At 65.3% G+C, this 16,037-nt stretch carries 15 protein-coding genes; 7 read left to right on the top strand and 8 right to left on the bottom strand.

The annotated features are described in order from the left end of the window. Nucleotides 1–4 precede the first annotated feature (4 nt). From EOD43_RS05400 to EOD43_RS05390, 3 genes are all read right to left on the bottom strand, one after another. The gene (locus tag EOD43_RS05400; RefSeq protein WP_164857116.1) at nucleotides 5–1,048 is read right to left on the bottom strand and encodes a DUF4437 domain-containing protein; all 1,044 of its coding nucleotides are present in this window, start codon (nucleotides 1,046–1,048) and stop codon (nucleotides 5–7) included. 53 nt (nucleotides 1,049–1,101) lie between these two features. Then, nucleotides 1,102–3,303 carry a TonB-dependent receptor gene (locus tag EOD43_RS05395; RefSeq protein ID WP_127741800.1) on the bottom strand — a complete coding sequence of 734 codons (2,202 nt, stop codon included), beginning with the start codon at nucleotides 3,301–3,303 and terminating at the stop codon, nucleotides 1,102–1,104. A gap of 257 nt (nucleotides 3,304–3,560) precedes the next feature. After that, nucleotides 3,561–4,880, bottom strand: a complete 1,320-nt coding sequence (locus EOD43_RS05390; RefSeq protein ID WP_127741798.1) for an MFS transporter — start codon at nucleotides 4,878–4,880, stop codon at nucleotides 3,561–3,563. Nucleotides 4,881–5,094: 214 nt separating this feature from the next. On the opposite strand from EOD43_RS05390, the gene EOD43_RS05385 reads away from it, so the two are divergent. The 3 genes from EOD43_RS05385 to EOD43_RS05375 all read left to right on the top strand — a co-directional run bounded on the left by EOD43_RS05385 (nucleotide 5,095) and on the right by EOD43_RS05375 (nucleotide 6,971). Then, nucleotides 5,095–5,868, top strand: a complete 774-nt coding sequence (locus EOD43_RS05385) for a GntR family transcriptional regulator (protein WP_240653091.1) — start codon at nucleotides 5,095–5,097, stop codon at nucleotides 5,866–5,868. A 67-nt stretch (nucleotides 5,869–5,935) separates the two neighbouring features. After that, nucleotides 5,936–6,454 (top strand): cupin domain-containing protein, encoded by a 519-nt coding sequence (locus tag EOD43_RS05380; protein WP_164857115.1) that lies wholly within the window; start codon nucleotides 5,936–5,938, stop codon nucleotides 6,452–6,454. A 70-nt stretch (nucleotides 6,455–6,524) separates the two neighbouring features. Beyond that, the gene (locus tag EOD43_RS05375; protein ID WP_127741794.1) at nucleotides 6,525–6,971 is read left to right on the top strand and encodes a DoxX family protein; all 447 of its coding nucleotides are present in this window, start codon (nucleotides 6,525–6,527) and stop codon (nucleotides 6,969–6,971) included. A 2-nt stretch (nucleotides 6,972–6,973) separates the two neighbouring features. On the opposite strand, the gene EOD43_RS05370 is transcribed toward EOD43_RS05375, so the two are convergent. Together EOD43_RS05370 and EOD43_RS05365 are read right to left on the bottom strand one after the other, a co-directional pair. Next, a complete protein-coding gene (locus EOD43_RS05370; RefSeq protein WP_127741792.1) occupies nucleotides 6,974–7,525 on the bottom strand; it encodes a cupin domain-containing protein in 552 nt (183 codons plus the stop codon). A gap of 70 nt (nucleotides 7,526–7,595) precedes the next feature. Further along, nucleotides 7,596–8,084 (bottom strand): RNA polymerase sigma factor, encoded by a 489-nt coding sequence (locus tag EOD43_RS05365; RefSeq protein WP_164857114.1) that lies wholly within the window; start codon nucleotides 8,082–8,084, stop codon nucleotides 7,596–7,598. A gap of 265 nt (nucleotides 8,085–8,349) precedes the next feature. Here EOD43_RS05365 and EOD43_RS05360 point away from each other — a divergent pair, with 265 nt between their 5' ends. The 3 genes from EOD43_RS05360 to EOD43_RS05350 all read left to right on the top strand — a co-directional run bounded on the left by EOD43_RS05360 (nucleotide 8,350) and on the right by EOD43_RS05350 (nucleotide 10,222). Further along, entirely contained in the window at nucleotides 8,350–9,303 is a 954-nt protein-coding gene (locus EOD43_RS05360) for a DUF3034 family protein (protein ID WP_240653090.1), read from the top strand. 25 nt (nucleotides 9,304–9,328) lie between these two features. After that, the gene (locus EOD43_RS05355) at nucleotides 9,329–9,811 is read left to right on the top strand and encodes a group I truncated hemoglobin (RefSeq protein WP_127741786.1); all 483 of its coding nucleotides are present in this window, start codon (nucleotides 9,329–9,331) and stop codon (nucleotides 9,809–9,811) included. 72 nt (nucleotides 9,812–9,883) lie between these two features. Then, on the top strand, nucleotides 9,884–10,222 hold the full coding sequence (locus EOD43_RS05350) for a c-type cytochrome (protein ID WP_164857113.1): 339 nt from the start codon (nucleotides 9,884–9,886) through the stop codon (nucleotides 10,220–10,222). Between the two features lie 15 nt (nucleotides 10,223–10,237). Here EOD43_RS05350 and EOD43_RS05345 read toward each other — a convergent pair whose 3' ends face one another. After that, nucleotides 10,238–10,993: an SDR family oxidoreductase gene (locus EOD43_RS05345; RefSeq protein ID WP_127741782.1), complete on the bottom strand. Its 756-nt coding sequence runs from the start codon at nucleotides 10,991–10,993 to the stop codon at nucleotides 10,238–10,240. Between the two features lie 71 nt (nucleotides 10,994–11,064). On the opposite strand from EOD43_RS05345, the gene EOD43_RS05340 reads away from it, so the two are divergent. Further along, entirely contained in the window at nucleotides 11,065–11,715 is a 651-nt protein-coding gene (locus EOD43_RS05340) for a TetR/AcrR family transcriptional regulator (protein ID WP_127741780.1), read from the top strand. A gap of 15 nt (nucleotides 11,716–11,730) precedes the next feature. Here the strand turns inward: EOD43_RS05340 and EOD43_RS05335 are convergent, their stop codons facing one another. Beyond that, on the bottom strand, nucleotides 11,731–13,383 hold the full coding sequence (locus tag EOD43_RS05335) for an alkaline phosphatase D family protein (RefSeq protein ID WP_240653089.1): 1,653 nt from the start codon (nucleotides 13,381–13,383) through the stop codon (nucleotides 11,731–11,733). Further along, the gene (locus EOD43_RS05330) at nucleotides 13,380–15,929 is read right to left on the bottom strand and encodes a TonB-dependent receptor (RefSeq protein ID WP_127741778.1); all 2,550 of its coding nucleotides are present in this window, start codon (nucleotides 15,927–15,929) and stop codon (nucleotides 13,380–13,382) included. The genes EOD43_RS05335 and EOD43_RS05330 overlap by 4 nt, the downstream gene beginning before the upstream one ends. Nucleotides 15,930–16,037: the final 108 nt, after the last annotated feature.

Below are 16,037 nucleotides of genomic sequence, written 5' to 3'. Positions count from 1 at the left end.
GATTTCAGTCGTGAACTTCGTATCGCGGCACGTCATAATCGTACTTCCGCCAACCCTCCGGCAGATATTCGAGGCCGGTCTTGTACGAACAGTCGGTGACATAGGTCGCCCACAGCGGCGTGCCGGTACGGACGATCGAGATGGTGTAGCCCGGCTCGTTCGAACCGCGGCTCAGCGGGCCGCCATGCGCGACGCCCGCCGGGCGCCACCAATAGGTGTGGCCGCCATAGGTAACCGGGGTTTCGCCCTGCGCCAGGCATTCGCCGATGACGGTGTCGTCGCTCTTTTCGAGGAGGAAATATTCCTCGAAGCTCGGATGGATTTCATAGCCCCCGCCGAAATTGCTCGGCTTGCCGCTGGGTGGCGCGGGGATGCTCGACCCGAAGGTGATCCACGTCATTTCGCCCGTATCGGGATCCTTGCGGATGAGCTTGTGGAGCGCACCCGGAAAGTTTCCGCCGGTGCGATAATGGGGGAAAGGCTCCCCCACATACCAGGCCGCATCGAACTGGTTCCAGTCGCGGATGCGCGCCGCCGGACGCGCGCCGGCCTTGCTGTTGGCGGACGCGACGAACTTCGGCACGCCCTTATACCATTGCAGCATCACCGCGCCCTGCCGCGACGTCGTCGCTCCATGCGCCACGCCCGCGGGCATGAAGCTGTAGGAATAGCGCGTGAGCTTTTCGTCGCCGATGCTCAGATCGCCTTCGAGCAGGATGATCTCATTATCGACATCGTCATAGCCGGCAGGCTGACTCCAGCCCGCGGGCACCGCCGTGATCTGCGCGATCGCCCCCATGCTGGGCGACTGGCTCATCAGCTTGCGCTGCAGCCCGCCGCCGATACCCGGCGCCTCGAACGCCTCCCAGGGAACCTCCTTCGGGGTATAGTGAAGCACGAACCCCGACCCCGGCTTACCCGGACGCCCTTCGACCGCATAACCTTCCTCCGGCACCGCGAAGGGCGGCGCCTGATTGACGGTCGGCGGCCCGAACGACTGGGCATAGGCAGGCAAGGCCAGCAGGCAGGCCGACAGGCACAGTCCCATGCGGAGGGCGTTTACGCCCCCCGCCGTTACGGCCGATCGGCCTGCCTTGCGCATCAGAAGGAGAAACCGACGCGGGCCATCACCTGACGCGGCTCACCGACATAGCCGGTGACGATCGGCCGCACCGCGTTCGCGCTCAGCAGGCCTGCCTGCACGAAGCTCTTGTTCGCGAGGTTGCGCCCTTCGAGCGATGCGTTCCACCGGCCATCGTCGCTACGCCACGCGACCGAGGCGTTGAACAGGTTGAGCTTCGGCGTCTGAACCAGTTCGGGTTCGTTCGCGATGTTGTTGTACACCTTCGACGTGTAATCCCAGACGCCGTTGAGCGTGAACTTGCCCGGCACGCCCGAAATCTCCGGCGAGAAGCGGAAGCCCGCGCTGACCTTGGCCCTCGGCAGGCCTTTGATCTTCCTGTTCGTGCAGTCCACCTGCACGCCGAACTGGTTTCCGCAGGTGAACGACTTGGTATATTTGCCCCGGTTGAACGCGGCGTTGCTGTACAGATTGAAGCTGTCCGAAATCTGCCAGTTCGGCTCCAGTTCGAGACCCCAGGTCCGCGCCGCGCCGGCATTGAGCGTGGCGATGAACGCGGTGTTCGGAATGATCGTCGAAAGCTGCAGATCGCTATAATCGGCGATATAGGCCGTCGCGTTCACGCGGAACCGATATTCGGGGATGTTGAGCTTCGCGCCCAGTTCGTAGCTGTCGACGAATTCCGCGCCGAACGGCGTGGGCTGCAGAACCGCCGTGATCGGATCGCGCGAGTTGAAGCCGCCGCTGCGCGTGCCGCGCGTCCACGAGATATAGGTGAACAGCTGGTCGTTGACCTCCCAGTTCACACCCAGTTTCGGCGTGGTCGACGAATAGGTCGACTTGCCCAACTGCGTGCCGGCGGCCGAGCCGATCGTGAGCGCGAGATAGTCGGTCGTTTCCCGCGTATAGCGCAGGCCCGCAAGGACGCTGAGGCCGTCGACGATCGTGTAGGTCGCCTGACCGAAGACGGCGGGCGCCTTCACCTTGTTCGCGGCATCATCGGTCTGGGCGCCGCTGCGTGCACCCTGCTGCGTGCCCTTTTCGTAGAAATAATAGACGCCGCCGACGGCCTTCAGGCGCTCACCCGTGTAGATCAGGTTCGCTTCCTGCGTGTACCAGCTGCTCTTGAATTCGACCCGGTCGGCATTGGCGACGACCAGCCGTCCGCCATTGGCCGCAACCTTCGCGGCCGTCAGGAAGCCGTCATTGCCCAGGCTGACCTGACGAAGCCGGCCATAGCCGCTGATCAGGCCGAATTCGAGGTCGTCGGTGATCGCATAGGTCGCGTTGAGCGTGACGCCGCGCTGATAGATGCGCTGATAATAATTGGCGACGACTTCGTTCACCGTCAGATCGCGGTTGGGGGTGGCATAGGGATCCACCACGCCGACGGGCGCGATCAGCGGCAGCGGCACGGTGCTGTCGGAGCGATCCTGCATCGCATAAGCCGCAAGCTCGAACGTCAGCTTCTCGTCAGGCTCGAACAGCAGCTTGATGCGTTCGGCGCTGCGATTGAGATCGCCGACGCGGCGATCTTCGTCGAGGCTGAAGATGAAGCCGTCACGACGGCGGTGCAGGCCGCTGATCGAGAAGGCGAGCTTGTCTTCGATCAACGGGCCGCTGAGATAGGCTTTCGCCTCGCGCGCCTGGAAATTGCCGACGCTGAGCTGGCCCGCGCCGGTCCAGTCGTAGGACGGCTTCTTGGTCACCAGCTTGATCGCGCCGCCCGAGGTGTTGCGCCCGTACAGCGTGCCCTGCGGGCCGCGCAGGAACTCGACACGATCGACGTCGAAGAAGTCGAAGAAGGCGCCGTTCGGGCGCGGCTGAATGACGTTGTCGATATAGACGCCGACGGTGCCGTTCGCGCGGATGCCGCCCGTTTCGGTGCCGGCGCCGCGCACGACGATCTTCATCTGGCTCGAACCCGCGGTCGCCTGCGACAGCACGATGCCCGGAACCTGGTTCACCATGTCGCGCACATCGCGGACCTGGCGTTCCATCAGCGCTCCCTCGCTGATCGCCGTCACCGAAACCGGGGTGGTGCGGACGGTGCCGCCATAACGTTCGGCGGTGACGAGGATTTCGCCCTCGCCTTCGGTCGCCTGATCTTCGGCGGCCGGCGCGGTCGCCTGTTGCGCCCAGACCGGCGAGACGAGCGTCGCCGACCCCAGAAGGGCCGCGAGGCACTTGGCCCGCATAGTGTTTCGAGATGCTTGCGTCATGTGAACCCCCTTATGTGCCCCGACTCAGTGCGAGCCGGACCGTTCCCTGCGCGGCATATTTTTTCGGAGGTCTGATCGTTTCCCTGGCCCCGCATCTGTGCGGGTGTCTCAGTTCACCTCAGCCCCATTTGTTATATATCCATATCAAATCACGAGTCGGCGTTCACCGCAAGTCATTTGTTATACTTTTATGGTAATTAAATTGCCTGATGCGAAACGGCGCGTCGTCCGTGGGCGCTGTTCGCCAGATGATGAGTTCAGGCCAGATCGGCCCGGTGGCGGACGAGCGAGGCGAGCACGCCGGAAATGGCGAGCGGGATCGCGAAGCAGAGGAAGACAATCCACAGGGGCAGGTCTTTACCCAGCAGAAAACCGCCCAAAATCGGCCCGATCACCGATCCGCCACGGCCGATGCCGATCGCCCAGCCGATGCCCGAGCTGCGCACTTCCGACGGGTACATCTGCGCCGCCAGCGAATAGAAGCCGGTGAAGCCGCCCTGCACCGTCACACCCATGCCGACCGCGACGATCAGCACCAGAGCGAGCGGCATCGGCATGCTGAAGATCATCATCAGCACGCAGCCGACGAGCATGTAGGTGCGGATCAGCCAGCCGATGTCGCGCTTCGTCGCCAGCCAGCCGATCGTCGCCGCGCCGATGAAGCCGCCGACGTTGAAGATCGATCCGGCCCACAGTGAATCGCCCGCGCTCAGCCCCGCTTCGGTCGCCAGCTTCGGGATCCAGCTCGTCACGAAATAGAGGACCATGAAGCCCGCGAAGGTCGAGAACCACAAAGTCACGGTCGACTTCCACAGGCCGTCGGCGAACAGGTGGCCCAGCTTCGGCGCCGCGCTGCGCGTGCGCGGCGGCGGCAGGCTGTCGAGGCGCGCGAGGCCGAGCCGAGCGCGCAGCGTGTTGATCTTTGCGAGCGCGCCGGCCGGCTGGCGGTTCTGGAGGAAATCGATCGATTCGGGCAGCAGGAAGAAGGCGATCGGCAGGATCGCCGCGCTGACCACGCCCGCACCCAGCAGGGTCGCCTGCCAGCCATAGTGCGGGATCGCCCAGATCGCGGCGAGGCCGGTGAAGACCGCACCGATCGGATAACCCGCCTGAAACGCCCCGATCGCGATGCTGCGCTTGCCCGCGGGCGCATATTCGCTCGCGAGGGCGGCGATGCTGGCGAGCAGCGTGCCGATGCCAAGGCCGGTCACGAGCCGGAAGCCGACGAAGGCCGGGATCGTCCCGACCAGCCCGGTGCCCAGCGCGCCGATCGTGATCAGCACCAGCGCGCCCAGCACGACCGGGCGGCGCCCGATCCCGTCGGCCAGCGGCGCGATCAGCACGCAGCCGAGCATCATGCCCACCAATCCGGCGCTGAAGATCACGCCCAGCGCCTCGAAACTGACGCCCCAGTCGGTCGCCATTGCAGGGGCGACATAGGATATGATCAGCACGTCCATGCCATCGAGCATGTTGATCACGGTGCAGATCGCGACCACCATGATCTGCAATGGCGTCCAGCCGACCAGATCGGTCGAGGCCGCTACGTCGATGCTGCGTGTCGTGTCTGTCGCCATTTTTGCCCCCGCATGTCGCCAGGGAATATTACGCACCTGCAAAGGGGCGGCAAGAGATTTGTCATAATGTTATAACTTTTGATCAAATCATCGATTCCGGCGTGCTTGCGCCTTCCGTGAGACGGGTTCGCAAGTTATAGGTCGCTTGCCGATGCGGTTCGCCAGTGAGCGACCTCATCCCCAATATCGGGCGCATCGTGCGGAGAGAGATTGAATGATCGGCGCCAATCGCGAAATGTTCAGCGTCGACCGCAAGACGGCCGTTCCGCTTTATCATCAGATCTTCCTCCAGCTGCGCGACGAAATAGTTTCGGGCAGCCGCCCATTTGGGTCGCTGATGCCGACCGAGCAGGAATTGTCGGAGAATTTCGGCGTTTCGCGGATCACCGCGCGGCGCGCGATGGACGAACTGGCGCTCCAGCATTTCGTGGCGCGCAAGCGCCGCGTGGGCACGCAGGTGATCTACAATCTGCCCGTCAAGCCGATCGAGGCCGACATCGCCAAGGCGGTCGACTCGCTCGTCACCTTCGGCCGCAAGACCAAGGTGACGGTGCTCGAAATCACGCGCGAGGAGGTGGGCGAGCCGGTCGCATCGCTGCTGGGCGTCGCCGCGGGCAGCCGCGTCGTGCGCGCGGTGCGCCTGCGCTGGCTGGATGGCGAACCGCTGGGCTGCACGATCGCGCATGTGCCCGAACATCTGGGCTTCATGATAAACGAAAAGAGCCTGAAGGAAGCGCCGATCGTCAGCTTGGTCCAGCAATCGGGCCGCAAGTTCGGCGGCGCGGCGCAGACGATCGCCGCCGTCTCGGCCGATCCGGGGATGGCGGCGCTGCTCAAGATCGACCCGATCGCGCCGCTGCTGCGCGTCACCCGCGCCTTCCATGACGAGGATGGCGGCCCGATGCTGCTGACCCAGGCTTATTATCGCGCCGACCGATATCAGGTGCGCTTCGATCTCCAGTCGAACACGATCCAGGCCGCTTTCTGATCGCCGCCGTGCGATTTTGAACGACCGCGCATCTGTGAGATTATCGGGCACCTGAAGGATGCGTGGCATGACGATCGACGACCGGGCGCTGGATTATGTGACGGGCGCGCTCTCCCCGCAGGAGCGCGATACCGTGGCGCGCGATCGCCTGTCCGATCGGCAGCTCGACACCGCGATCCGCGACTGGGAGACGAAGCTCGCCCCGCTCGCGGACACCAGGGAAAGCCCGCCCGCCCCCAAGGGGTTGTTCGATCGGATCGCGCAGGGCGTCGCGCGCGAACGCGAGGCGATGGCCGGCAAGACCGTCAGCCCCTTCGACGAAGCCGAATGGCGCGTGCTGTCGCCGGGCGTCGAGACGCGTCAGCTCTGGTCGGCGCAGACCTTCATGTATCGCTGCGAGCCTGGGGCCACCCTGCCCTCGCACGTCCATACCGACACCGAAAATCTGATCGTCATTTCGGGCGACTGCGTGATCGGCGGCCGGGCGCTGCGCACCGGGGACTGGTATAGCGCGCCGCCGGGGACCGAGGATCTGGACGTCCGCACCACCGCAGGCTGCGTCCTTCTGGTCCAATATACTGCCTGAGCCTGCATCCGGACCGGCTATATCATCCGTAGAGACGTTGCCGGAGATAACGGCTGACGGGGAGGGACGGATGGCAGATTATATGGCCGCTTATCGGATCGATCGCTGGCGCAGCTGGCTGCGGCGAGTGCTGGGCGCCATCTATCTGGCCGCCGGCATCGCGCATCTGACAACACCGCAGCCCTTCGTTAAGATAACGCCCGATTGGGTGCCGATGCCCGAAGCGGTCGTGATCGGCACCGGCATCGCCGAGATCGTCGGCGCGATCGCGCTGCTGTTCGTGCCGCAGCTCTATTACGCCGCCGGCATCGCCTTCGCCGCTTATGCGGTGTGCGTCTATCCGGCGAACATCAAGCATGCGATCGACGGGATTTCGATGTCCGGAACCGGGCTCGACTGGACGGACATAGGGCTCGCCTATCACATCCCCCGCCTCGCCTTTCAGCCAGTTCTGGTCTGGTGGGCCCTGTTCGCGGGCAATGTGATCGACTGGCCCTTTTCGCGGCGCAGGTTCTGATCCTAGACGGCCGGCGCCACATAAGCGGTGAACAGCAGGCACCCGGCCTGCGTCGACATGCGGCTGTGGATCGTGCCGGCGGGCACACGGATATAGTCACCCACCCCGAAGCTGCGCCCGCCGACCACCAGATCGCCCGCGACCACGACAATATGTTCGTCCAGCCCATCGGGCTGATCATGCGGCTCCTCGACCGCGCCGGGATCGCAGCGGATCAGGATCGCGTCGTCGCACCATAAGGGTTTGAACTCGACGCGCGGCCCGTGCAGCCGCCAATCGCCATCGACGCAGGGCTGGACATGCTTGCCGTCGAGCGCGCGCTGCTCCTCGCCCAGCGCGCGTTCGATCCGCGCCCAATCGCGCGTCGCAGGAGCAGGCGCCGATCCGCCCGACTGCAACCCGGCAAAGAGTCGTTCGGCAAAGCCGATCCCCTCGTCGAGCGCGCTATTATAAAGCCGCTCGCGCGCGGCGGCCGCGCGCTCCTCGGGCGATAGCGCGCCCAGCACATAAGCGATCGCGCGGTCCTCGATCGTGTCGCGAAGTCCCTTGGTCATGTCGGTTATACGTTGTCACTCAGCGGATTGGACGCAGGCACCGGAAACGATTGCTTCGATCATGCCCGCATCAGCTTTCCATGCAGAGCTTGAGCGCCTGCGTGCCGCGCCGGATCCAGCTCTTGACCGTGCCGAGCGGCAGCCCAAGCTGTTCCGACAGTTCCGAATGGCTCAGGCCATAATGGTACATCGTCACGATCGCGCGCGCCTGATCCGACGGTAGTTGGCCGAGACACCGGTTCAGCTTGGGATCGGGCGGCTCGATCGCCTCTGTCGCCAGACTGGCGAGGTTCGCCTCGTCCAGTTCTTCGGCCGGTTGCCGCCGCCGCCCCAGATCGAGCGCGGCGTTGCGGGCGATGATCCCGATCCACGTCTTCGCGGTGCCACGTTCGATGTCGAAGCGGCCTGCTGTGCGCCACAATTTCATGAAGGCTTCCTGCACGGCATCCTCCGCCGCCTGCGGATCGCGCAACAGGCGCAGGGCGATGGCGTACACCCAGTCGCCCTGGGTTTCGTACAGCCGACGGAAGGCCCCTTCGTCGCCCGCGCCCATCGCCATCAACAGCGCCTCGGGACTTTGCATCTTCGTCAGTGTCGTGGTCCTGCCGCAAGGGTTCAGCAGCGCCTGCGCGCTCCCGTTCGTTACGCAACGATCACCGGAAACGGATGCATTCTGCCGGCCTTCTGCAAAGAAATAAACTTCCGCGTCCGGCTGCATCTGCGGCCTCATCGGCGCCGGTAATTGCCCCACGAAACCAACATGACGGCGCGACCCGGCCGCCGCCACTTCCAGGGGGTAAGGTTTGATGAGACGAGGATTGATCGTGGCCGCGGCTGTGATGGGGCTGGCGCCCGTATCGGCAGCTTTGGCGGCGGACGCCGACGGCGCGGATCAGGCGATGGCGACCGAACCCGCCAGCATCGCGCCGATGGAGGATGAAAAGGACAGTTTCCTTTCCAATGGCGGCCGCCTGCTGCTGACGGGCGGCGTTTCGACGATCGAGGGTTCGGCAGGCGGCGGCCTGGTGCCGTGGGCGACGATCGGCGGCTACGGCACGCGCAACGAATTCGGCATCAGCACCTTCGTCACCGGGGTCGACACCCGCGACTTCACGCTCGCCTCCTATGGCGGCGCGATCAATTTCCGTAACCGGGTCGAATTGTCGGTCGCGCGACAGAATTTCAATCTGCGCAAGGTGGGCGGCGCGCTGGGCCTCGGCAATCGCTTCACGATCAGCCAGACGATCCTGGGCGCCAAGGTCCGCCTGATCGGCGACGCGGTGCTGGAGCAGTCGGCCTATCTCCCGCAGATTTCGGCGGGCCTTCAGTACAAGATCAACGACGACGAAACCGTCGTCGGCGGCGCGCTGGGCGTGGAGCGCAAGGGCGTCGATTTCTACGTCGCAGCGACCAAGCTGATCCTGTCGCGCAGCCTACTGCTCAACGCGACCGCGCGGCTTACCAAGGCGAACCAGTTCGGTATCCTCGGCTTCGGCGGCCTTGGCGGCAAGGACCAGAAGTACAAGCCGCAGTTCGAAGCGTCGGCCGCTTACCTGCTCAGCCGTAAGATCGCGGTGGGCGCCGAGTTCCGCACCAAATCGAACCGGCTCGAAGGCGCACTGGGCGGCTCATCCTTCCGCGAGGAAAATGCCTGGGACGCCTTCGTCGCCTTCGCGCCGACGCGCAACGTCTCGGTCACGCTGGCCTACGCCCGCCTCGGCCAGATCGCGCTGCGCCGGCAGAACGGCGCCTACGCCTCGCTCCAGGTCGGTTTCTGATCCTTCCAAACGAGAGGACTATCGCATGTTGAAGCTCATCCTGCCGGTGGCGATGCTCGCCGCCATCACGCCCCAGATCGCCGCCGCCCAGGCGACCGATCCGACTCCCGCAATCAAGGAACGTTATGCCACGCTCCCCAACCTGACCGACGACACCAAGCTGTACGAGACGTTCGGCCGTCGCGAAGGGCTGGTCGCGATCATGGACGATTTCATGAACCGCCTCGTCGCCAATCCGCGCACCCGGCCTTACTTTGAAAATTCCGACAAGGAGCGGATCAAGGCGCTGCTGGTCGAACAGGTCTGTGTCGTCCTGAAGGGGCCGTGCACCTATTCGGGCCGTTCGATGGCCGAAGCGCATATGGGCATGAACGTCAACGAAGGCGCCTTCTTCGCGCTGGTCGAGGAATTCCAGAAGACGCTCAACGCCCGCAACATCCCGTTTGCCGCCCAGAACCGGTTGATCGCGTCGCTGACGCCGATGCACCGCGACATCATCGATCGGTAAGCGGCCATGAGGTCCTCCGTCCCGGTTCCGCTGTCCGTCGCGACGTCCACCCTGATCGTGGTCGGAGCCATAATGATGATGACCACGAACGCGGCGGCGCAAACCCCTATGACCGGGGCGGAGGGCGCCAGGCTCTATCAGGCGAGATGCGGCACCTGCCACAGCATCGCCGCGAACAAGATAGGGCCGGCGCACAAGGGGGTGTTCGGGCGGCAATCCGCGATGGCGCCGGGGTATAATTACTCCCCGGCGCTCCGGGCCGCGAACATCAACTGGAACGCCGCCACGCTCGATCAATGGCTGCAGGGGCCACAGAAGATGGTGAAGGGCAGCCGCATGTTCCTTGCGGTGCCCAACCCCACCGAGCGGGCGGCGATCATCGCCTTCCTTCAATCGGATGCCGCAAAGTGATCGGCCGCCATCCGGTTACGCCCCCTGCGACCAGGCGATCGCGTCGGCGCCCGCCGGCAGAAACATCGGGCAATCGGGATCGGTCGCCGCCCGGAACACGGCCTCGGCCACGTCGCGCGCGGTGGTGACGTCGCCGTTCGCGGCCTCGTACATCGCCGCAAGCGTCCGCTCCCCGAAATCGGCATAGGCAGCCGGAAAGCCGCCGGCTTCCGCGATCTGGCTTTGCGCCGAGGCGGCGAAACTGGTCGACGGCGCCATGCCGGGCAAAACCATCCGGGCGCGGATGCCGACCTCCGCCAGTTCGTGCGCCGCCGATTCCGTCAGCGCATTCATCGCCGCCTTGCTCGCGCGATAGACCGACAGCAGCGGCAGCGGCTTATAGGTCGAACTTGAGCCGATATTGACGATCGCGCCCGAACCGCGCTCACGCATGCCGGGCAACACCGCCTGCATCATCGCGATCGTGCCGAACAGATTGGCGTCGAAGATCCGGCGCACCGCCTCCATCGGCGTCCCTTCGACTGCGTTGAGCCAGCCGATGCCCGCATTGTTGACCAGCACGTCGATGGGGCCGGCCTGCGCGATAGCCGCCGATATGCTCGCCGGATCGGTCACGTCGAGCGGCAGCACCCGCAGATGATCGGACGCCGGCAAAGTGTTCGCGGCGGGATCGCGCATCGTGGCGATCACCGACCAGCCCTGTTCCAGAAAATAGGCTGCGATCTCGCGGCCGAAGCCGGTCGAGCAACCGGTGATGAGGACGGTGTTCATTGCATAACTCCTTGCGGATTTTCCCCTGCCGTCCCAAAATATGAACGATCCTTCAGTTCGGGAATTCGCATATGAACCGCCCTGTTCCGGCCCTCCTCCGCCCCCGGAAAACACCGCAACAGGCGCGATCGACCGCCACGATCGAGGCGATCCACATCGCGACGATTCAGGTTTTGCTGGCGGGCGGCGTGGGCCGGCTGACGACGACGCGGGTGGCCGAGCGCGCCGGCGTTTCGGTCGGCACGCTCTACCAATATTTCCCGCACAAGCAGGCGCTGCTGTTCGCGCTTGTCGAGCGGCAGTTCGACCTGATCGAAGGCGCGATGGTCGCCGCCGCCACAAAGCTCGAAGGGCAGGATCTGGCGGCCATCGCGGAAGGGCTGGCGATCGCCTGGCTCGATGCCAAGATGGCGGACATCGTCTCCTCGCGCGCCATCTACGCCATCGCTGCCGAGTTCGACCTGTCCGACCTGATGAGCCGCGCCGCCACCTGCATGACCGATCTGATCGGCGGGCTGCTGTCCTCCTCGCCCGGCACCGACTTTCCCGATCGCGACGCGGTGGCGTTCATGGTCGCGGCGCTGCTCGGCGGTTCGGTGCGCGTGGTGATGGAGGCGGACGGATCGGACGAGGGCTTCGATCGCCTGCGCCGCGAACTACCACGCGCTTGTTACGCCTATCTCGCTGCAGCCGACCGGGGCGCTATCCGACAGGCCGGATAGCGCCCCTTTTCGGCATCAGCCGCGCCGCACGATCTTCTCGCGCGTCGTGGCGGTAACGTCGAACGTGCCGATCGACTTCGTATCATAGGGTTTCGCCATGATCGTCGACACGGCGACATAGTCGGCCGAGGCGCGATCGTGGGTGAGCGTCAGGACGATATAGCCCTTCGCCTTCTGGTCGCAGAAGGCGACTTCGGGGCTGGACTGCATCAGCATCTGGCCGAGCGGAAGTTGCGGCAGCATGTCGCCCTGCGACGGGCTGGTGATCGACGACGTGCCGAATTCTGCCGCGACCAGCCGCCCTTCGGCGTCTTGCAGGTCGTTCACCCAGAAGGCGTGGCTATCGCCAGACAGGACGATCGGCCGGCTTTCCGCCTTGCGGAACGACGCATAGAGCCGCTCGCGCGCCGCCGGATAACCGTCCCACGCATCGAGATTGAACGGCAGGCCCGCCGCGAAGCTCGCCATCGAAACCTCGACCTGCTTGCGGATGTAGTCGGGCAGCGCGCCGAGCAACGGGCCGGCCTGCGCCGCCGGCAGCTTCGGCCCATTGACGCGCGCCATCACCACCTGATTGCCGATCACCTGCCACGGCGTGCCCGCCTTGACCGAGGCGGTCAGCGTGTCGGTGATCCAGCTCTGCTGCGGCGCGCCCAGCATCTCGCGTTCGGGCCGCTTGAGATCGGCGAGGCGCGCGGCGAAGGTTTCGGCGCTGGGCAGCCGCCCGTCATCATCCACCTGTTGCGACCGCGCGAGCAGCCGGGTCTCGACCATCAGCAGCGTCGCGACGTCGCCGAACTGGAAGCTGCGGTTGATCGCATCCCACGGCTTGCCGGGGGCCGCATCACGGATCGGCATCCATTCGAAATAGGCCTGGAGCGCGGCGGCCTTGCGCTTCTTCCACTCGCCTTCGGTTTCGGGCTGGTGGTTTTCGGCGCCGCCGACCCAGCCGTCATTGGCGACTTCGTGATCGTCCCACACGCAGATGAAGGCGGCGCGAGCGTGCGCGGCCTGAAGGTCCGGGTCGCGCTTATATTGGGCGTGGCGGGTGCGGTAATCGGCCAGCGTCACGATCTCGTGCGGCGGCTCGTGATTGCGGCCCAGCTTCTTGCCGGTGCCGCCGCCATAACCGTCCGGCCCATATTCGTAGATATAGTCGCCCAGGTGGACGATCGCGTCGACGCGGTCGAGCTTGCTGACCGCGTCATAAGCGTTGAACAGGCCGCCGGGATAAAGCTGGCACGTGACGACCGCCAGCACCGCATCGGCGATCTTGCCCTGCGCCAGCGTGCGGACGCGGCCGACGGGCGAGCGTGTGCCGTCCGCCGCTTCGAACCAGTAATGATATTCGGTGCCGGCCTTCAGCCCCTTGGCATCAACCTTCGCGGTGAAATCGCGCGCGGGCCGCGCCTCGACCGTGCCCGATCGGATCGCGGGCCCGTCGGCACGCTCGGCAATGGACCATTTGAGCGGGACAGGCGCGCTGTGCGCCGGATCGGCCGGCGTCGCGCGGGTCCACAGGATTGCGGAGGTCGCGGTCGGATCGCCGCTCGCCACGCCATGATCGAAGCTGATTTTGGCGGCGGAGGCGGCGCGCGCCGCCCCCACCGGAAGCGCCACGCCCGCGCCGAGCAGCCCGAGCGCGGAGCGCCGATCGACCCGGATCATTTCGCACCGCCGAAGCGATAGGCGACGCGCACGCCATAGAAGCGCGGTTCGCCCGCGATGAAGGTCGGCAGGCCCAGCGAGTCACCGGTATTGCCGGCATCCTTGATATATTTCTTGTCGAGCAGGTTATCGACATAAGCTTCGATCTGCAGACCGTTGTCGAACTCGTAACCGACACGCGCGTTGACCAGCGCGAAGCCCTTCTGCACCTCATCCTGAATATTGTCGGCGACGAGCGCACCGGTGGAGACCTGCTGCAGGTCCGGGCGATCATTGTCGTCGTCGAAGAACACCTTCGACTGCCAGGTCAGGCTGGGCGTGAAGGTCACGCGGCCGGGGCCGGCGGGCACGCCGACGATCGCGCCGATCGATGCCGAATGATCGGGCGAGAGGCGCAGGCGATTGCCGTCGCGCACGCCACTCTTCAGGCGGCTGTGGTTATAGGCATAGGTCGCGATCAACGCGACATAGTCATTCGGCACATAGCGCATGTCGCCTTCGAAGCCGTAGGTTTCGGCGCGACCGGCATTGGTGGTGATGATCTGGGTGCCCTGCTGCACCGTCGTCTGGAAGTTCTTATATTCATAATAGAAGACCGATCCGTCGAGGATCAGCTTGCGATCGAGGAGTGCGCCCTTCGCGCCCACCTCATAGCTGTCGACCGTCTCGTTCGGCAGCGGATTGAACCGCGTGGCCGCGAGCGGGGTCGACGGGCTGGACGCCGCCAGCACGCGCGGACGACGGCCACGCGCATAATTGGCGTAGATGCTGGCATCGTCGGTGGGGCTGTAACGCGCGGTCAGGCGCCAGCTGAAGCCGTCATCCTTCATGCTGGCGCTGTCGGTACCGCCATTGCCTGCGGTCGGCTGGAGGCCGAGGCCGATCATCGGCACCGGATAGGCGACCGAGGTCGGGATCGTCGCCGCACCCGGCACCGCGAGCGCGCCGAGCAAGGCGGTGCGCTGCGCCGCCGGCTGGCCGAGCGCCGCGATGAAGGTGCCCAGGATCGAGCGCCCGTTGAGGACGGCCGAGGTAAAGCTGCTGTCCTTGTCGTCATGCGTCCAGCGCAGGCCCGCGCCAATTTCGAACTGGTCGGTGACCTTGAAGGTCGCATCGCCGAAGATGTCGAACGCCTTGGTGCGCGCGAAATTGGTGCTGGTTTCGAGGTGGTTCGACTTCAGGTTCGCGGCGATCGCCGTCGCCTGCGCCGCCGACAAGGCGACGCCCGAAGCCCCCGCAACACCGCGCAGAAGCTGCGAGGTGAAGGCGGTGCTGCCGAACAAGGCGGCCGGCGCCGGATCGGTCGCCGCGCGGCCCGGAATCGCGCCGCCGCCGTTCATCGCGCTGGCGAAGCGGGCGAGCGCCATCCGCTCGTCAAACTGCGCCGGTCCGCGCTGCGATCCCTTTTCGTGGAAATAGCTCGCGCCGACGAACGCCGACAGACGATCATCGTCATAGCGCAAGCGCAGTTCCTGGCTGGTCTGGCGCCCGCGCGCATCTTCGGCGGCGGTCAGCACGGGCAGCGAGATGCCGTCGGCGTCGAAAATCTCGAGCGCGTCGAAGCGGCGATAGGCGCTGATCGATGTCAGCGTGAAACCGTTGCCCAGCGCCAGATTGGCGATGCCCGTCACGCCCCAGACTTCGCGATCGAGGCCGAGCGGCTTGCCGCCTTCGAAGCCCGCGCCGGCAACCAGCGCCGCGCCGCTGTTGCGCCCCGCCGTGCCGATCACCGCGCCGGTCGCCGGATCGGTCGGGCGATAGGCGATCGATTTGAACGACGTGCCGGTCGGCTCGTCCTTCTGATAATTGCCGATCACGTCGAAGGTCAGCCCGCCGGTTTCGGCATGAAAAGCGCCGCGGATCGCCTTCGTATCGTCCGAATTGAAGTCGCGATCGCGATCGAGCAGGTTCTTCACATAGCCGTCGGCCTTGCGGATGCGGCCCGCGACGCGCAGCGCGACGCCTTCGCCCAGCGGCGCGTTCGCCATGCCCTCGGCCGTCCAGGCGTTGAAATTGCCGTAGGAGCCGCTGGCATAGGCCGCGAAGCCCTTCGGATCGGCCTTGTTCTGGATCAGGTTGACCGCACCGATCAGCGCGCCGCGACCATAAAGCGTCGACTGCGGCCCCTTTGCGACTTCGACGCGCTGCATGTCGAACAGTTCGACATAGGAGCCGCGCGACTTGGAGATAGAGACGCCGTCCTGAAAGACCGAGACGCGCGGCTCGTTGAAGGCGGTGCCGCTGTCCGACGTGATGCCGCGGATCACGAAGCCCGGATTGTTCGGCGACTGGTTCTGAACGTCGAAGCCGGGGATGAAGCGGCCCACTTCCTCGAACTCGGACAGACCGAACCGATCGAGTTCGTCGCCCGTGACCGCGCTGACCGCGACCGGCACTTCGATGCTGTTCTGTTCGCGCAGCTGCGCGGTGACGACGATGTCGCCGCTTTCGCCCACCGCATCGGCCACGGGGGCCGCCTGAGCAAAAACGGGCGCGGAAAGCGAAGCGAGGCCGGCGGTCGCCAGCCCGATCAGTGTGGGTCGCATGGTGGATTCCCCTTGGTCTTGATGTTGACCTATGGGTTAAGCTCAAGCCATGACGCCCCCGTTGCGGTTCGGCGACCACGATTGTCACAAATGGCTGATTTCTAATCG

The sequence above is a fragment of the Sphingomonas crocodyli genome (genome assembly GCF_004005865.1).
GTDB classification, from domain to species: Bacteria; Pseudomonadota; Alphaproteobacteria; order Sphingomonadales; family Sphingomonadaceae; genus Rhizorhabdus; species Rhizorhabdus crocodyli.
This window is presented reverse-complemented; position numbering and strand designations above follow the sequence as displayed.